Below are 3787 nucleotides of genomic sequence, written 5' to 3'. Positions count from 1 at the left end.
ATAAAAAAAGTCGCCATGGCGACTTTTTTTATGAACTTGACTTCTTCCTATGCAAGTGGGACCAACCCATCAAGTTCTTTTTCAATAGATTTTCTGCTTTTAGCTAAGCTATGTTGCGCCTGCATGTTAATCCAAGATTCAGGACTTCTACCTAAAACTTTAGATAATCTAAGAGCCATTTCTACACTCAGATCAGTTTTGCCATTTATGACTCTGCTTAACGTAGACGGTGAAATGTGCAAGCGATCAGCTAAGTCTACGGCAGATATATCAAATGGCTCCATGTACATCGCGCGAATAAAATCGCCCGGATGAACCGGTTCAAAGAGATTTATCATACCTTCCTCTTAAGCCTTAATAAAATTCTTATCCAAAATTGAACCCCCAACCGCATTGCGCATTGCACAACATGCAAGTTAATGTCTTGACACAATTTAAACCAATCTCTAAGATGGTGAGTGGTCTAGGTTCGCTTTTGGATGATTTGGGCTCTTGATGTGAAATTCAAGGCCGGTGAATTATACGTTCATTAGCTACAAAGTCAATTTGTTGTTCAAATGGCCTTGTCAACTAACCCTACGACAATATTCCGTAACACGCAAGATTCATTTAATCGGAGATTAAAGAATGAGATTACATCTACATCACTTACATCATCGTCCACGACGATATAAAACTTTAGGAAATCAAAAAAATGATAAAAAACATCAAGCATAAGAAGCTAAAAAACTTTGCTGAAACTGGAAGTATGGTTGGGCTAAACCCCCAATTTGAAACCAGGTTGAGGATGATTTTGACTGCACTGCATACGGCAACGAACTTGCAGGACATGATGGATATCCCAGCCCTTCGTTGCCATCCATTAAAAGGCGACCGTGCTGGTGAGTATGCCGTTGAGGTTAACGGAAACTGGCGTGTAACGTTCAAGATCGATGAACCGAATACGTTTGATGTCGATCTAGAAGACTACCACTGACTAATAAGTGGGAATCTAAGGCATTCATGTGAAAGATGAACTGCCTTAGACTCCTATAACCAAAAAAAACAATTACTTGGGGTACCCTATGCTTTTCTTTATATCTCAACTCGTTCCAATCGTGGCGGTGATAAGTTCCGCTATTTTAGCCTTCCATAACATCGCTGGATGGGGTTGGTTCCTACTTGTAGCGTTCTTCTTAAGTGGCGCTGACACCGTTCGAAAACACCTTTCCAAATAGGGAAAATACGATGAGCCAGAAAATCTATCGTACGGTAAGTCATGTTGACGGATGGCAAGGGTTGCCTCAGTACGAGATCCGGGGCAATAAAATTCATCGCACTGTAAGCCATGTTGACGGGTGGCAAGGGTTACCTCAGTACGAGATCCGGGGCAATAAAATTCACCGTACTGTAAGCCATGTTGGCGGGTGGCAGGGATTGCCTCAGTACGAGATCCGGGGTAATAAAATTTACCGTACTGTAAGCCATGTTGACGGGTGGCAAGGGTTACCTCAGTACGAAATCAGATAGTTATTTATCAGCCCGGACTTAACATAACATCCCTTGCCCGCACCGCCGCAGAAGCACTCAGTACGTTTCTGCGGCCTCCTGCCGATTTCCGGCACCTTTTCCCGCCCCAAACCCTGAAAAACGCCCCTGATGATTTCTGCGGGTATGCATGACTATGCACGCGTGTGAATGACTGAAATTTTAGCGGCTAAAATCCTGTGAACGGGTCAAAAGGCTCCCTGAACCCCACCGGAAACGGTGAACGGGGGCGCAGTTTACTGTGCGGCCGTGAGGCGTTGGCCAGGCCGTCAGGCATGGCTGAGAATACGCAGAGGGGGGCCGATTTAACGAGCAGAAATTTCGCCGCGTCGAAATTTTTCAGGGTGTCGGGCGGAGCCTGACCAGGAGGATTTGGCGTGCCGGCGGTACTCCAAAGACACATCTTGTCCCTATTACCTAACGAGAGAACGTCAGATGACGTCACTTTGCGGCGTCAGCCCTATCCTGCATCGCATCAAAAACAGGTAGCCGGAAGAACATACGGACGCGGGGTCGGGTTTTGCGATACCCGTTCAGGGGATCGTGATTTTGGGGGAGCCGCAAGCAACGGAACGCCCCAGCGTTCCGAGTCCGCCCACGGACGATTTGCGCAGCGGGGGCAACGCCCCCCCGTCGGTGCCGCAGGCGCCTGACCACCCTCTTAAAGGTGACGAGCCAGGCGAGTAACCGTCTTAAGGGGGTGGTCAGGCGTCGGAGACGTCGGACGGGGCCGGGTGAATCTGATGACGGCGCGGCGTCCAGCCGCAGAGGAGTCAGAGAGGGTGAAGCCGCATGGCGCAACCCTTGGGGCGTGATTTTCGTTCAGAAAATCATGTCCCTTTCTGGTGCATGTAATGCGCCAGCCCCCCTATTTTGACCTCTATTTTACTCCCTATGCGTCCCAATAGATAAAAATAGGGGTCAAAATAGGGAGTAAAACAGGAAGCAGCGACCGCAGAGTTTACGCTGAGTAAACGTCAGGAAAGACGCTGACTGAGTTGTTCACGAAGCAGAACAGACACGCGCATCCGATCGGAGAAGCGACCAAAAAAATACGCAAAATCGAGATGTCCGGGCAGCACTTTCAGACCGTCACGCACTGCGAGATCAAACTCATGTTTATCCCGCGCATCAAACATAATCTGAACCGCCTGACACTGTTCCTGCGTACCGTGTTCCACAACCCACTCCGTCATGGCGGTGAAAGAAAAAACAGGCTCCGGACGCTGACGGACGGCAGACAAAGCCGACTTAAACCTGTCACGGGCTGCGTTGTACTGAGCCGCACCTTCTTCGGGAGAAGCTGCGCGCGTTCCTGCTACGGGACGCTGATCAAATGAAAGTTCCCAGAGGCCAGTTTCAGGGTTGTGAACGTAATCTTCAGGAAGTGCAGCACGATAGAGACGGGACAAAACAAACTCCTCCAGATCAGTATGTAAGCGAAAACCTCAGCATCCGTGATATTCCGCTTCCTCGGTTTAACAGACTTCGCTAGTTAAACACTGCGGCGAGCGTTACCGGCGCAGGCGAAAGAAGATATGGACGGAAGTAAGCCACAAAAAAACGGGCGGTTTTCCATAGGCTCCGCCCCCCTGACAAGCATCACAAAATCTGACGCTCAAATCAGCGGTGGCGAAACCCGACAGGACTATAAAGATCCCAGGCGTTTCCCCCTGGTAGCTCCCTCGCGCGCTCTCCTGTTCCTGCCTTTCGGTTTACCGGTGTCATTCCGCTGTTATGGCCGCGTTTGTCTCATTCCACGCCTGACACTCAGTTCCGGGTAGGCAGTTCGCTCCAAGCTGGACTGTATGCACGAACCCCCCGTTCAGTCCGACCGCTGCGCCATTTCCGGTAACTATCGTCTTGAGTCCAACCCGGAAAGACACGAAATATCGCCAATGGCAGCGGCCATCGGTAACAGGATGTGCGAGAGATGTATTGAGAGTTCTTGAAGTGGTGGCCTAACTAGGGCTACACTGGAAGGACAAATTTGGTGACATGTCTCGCACAAGACTGTTACCGCGGTTAGATAATCTGCCAGGATTAAATAACCTTCGAAAAACCACCTGCCAGGGTGGTTTTTTCGTTTCTAGACAGCGAGATTACGCTTCCGATCCGCTTACAGTCAAGTTCATAAAAAAAGTCGCCATGGCGACTTTTTTTATGAACTTGACTTCTTCCTATGCAAGTGGGACCAACCCATCAAGTTCTTTTTCAATAGATTTTCTGCTTTTAGCTAAGCTATGTTGCGCCTGCATGT

Annotated in this window: 5 protein-coding genes; 3 read left to right on the top strand and 2 right to left on the bottom strand. The window is 49.1% G+C overall.

Annotated features, from left to right (window positions below):
• Window positions 1-47: 47 nt before the first annotated feature.
• Entirely contained in the window at window positions 48-338 is a 291-nt protein-coding gene (locus tag OOJ59_RS27570) for a HigA family addiction module antitoxin (RefSeq protein ID WP_229235424.1), read from the bottom strand.
• 356 nt (window positions 339-694) lie between these two features.
• Here OOJ59_RS27570 and OOJ59_RS27565 point away from each other — a divergent pair, with 356 nt between their 5' ends.
• Window positions 695-976, top strand: coding sequence for a type II toxin-antitoxin system RelE/ParE family toxin (locus tag OOJ59_RS27565; RefSeq protein WP_025760454.1), 282 nt, complete (start codon window positions 695-697; stop codon window positions 974-976).
• 251 nt (window positions 977-1227) lie between these two features.
• Entirely contained in the window at window positions 1228-1509 is a 282-nt protein-coding gene (locus tag OOJ59_RS27560; RefSeq protein ID WP_268063551.1) for a hypothetical protein, read from the top strand.
• A 995-nt stretch (window positions 1510-2504) separates the two neighbouring features.
• Here the strand turns inward: OOJ59_RS27560 and OOJ59_RS27555 are convergent.
• Window positions 2505-2939 (bottom strand): hypothetical protein, encoded by a 435-nt coding sequence (locus tag OOJ59_RS27555; RefSeq protein ID WP_025760480.1) that lies wholly within the window; start codon window positions 2937-2939, stop codon window positions 2505-2507.
• Window positions 2940-3525: 586 nt separating this feature from the next.
• Between OOJ59_RS27555 and OOJ59_RS27550 the strand changes: the two genes are divergently transcribed.
• The coding region (locus OOJ59_RS27550) for a hypothetical protein (protein ID WP_268063550.1) at window positions 3526-3787 on the top strand (262 nt) is incomplete at its 3' end.

The sequence above is a fragment of the Citrobacter sp. W9 genome, assembly GCF_026719375.1.
In the GTDB taxonomy this organism is placed as follows: Bacteria; Pseudomonadota; Gammaproteobacteria; order Enterobacterales; family Enterobacteriaceae; genus Citrobacter; species Citrobacter werkmanii.
This window is presented reverse-complemented; position numbering and strand designations above follow the sequence as displayed.

Bases quoted from the DNA above. Each gene is read 5' to 3' on its own strand.
- OOJ59_RS27570 (WP_229235424.1), bottom strand. From the start codon at position 338: ATGATAAATCTCTTTGAACCGGTTCATCCGGGCGATTTTATTCGCGCG.
- OOJ59_RS27565 (WP_025760454.1), top strand. From the start codon at position 695: ATGATAAAAAACATCAAGCATAAGAAGCTAAAAAACTTTGCTGAAACT.
- OOJ59_RS27560 (WP_268063551.1), top strand. From the start codon at position 1,228: ATGAGCCAGAAAATCTATCGTACGGTAAGTCATGTTGACGGATGGCAA.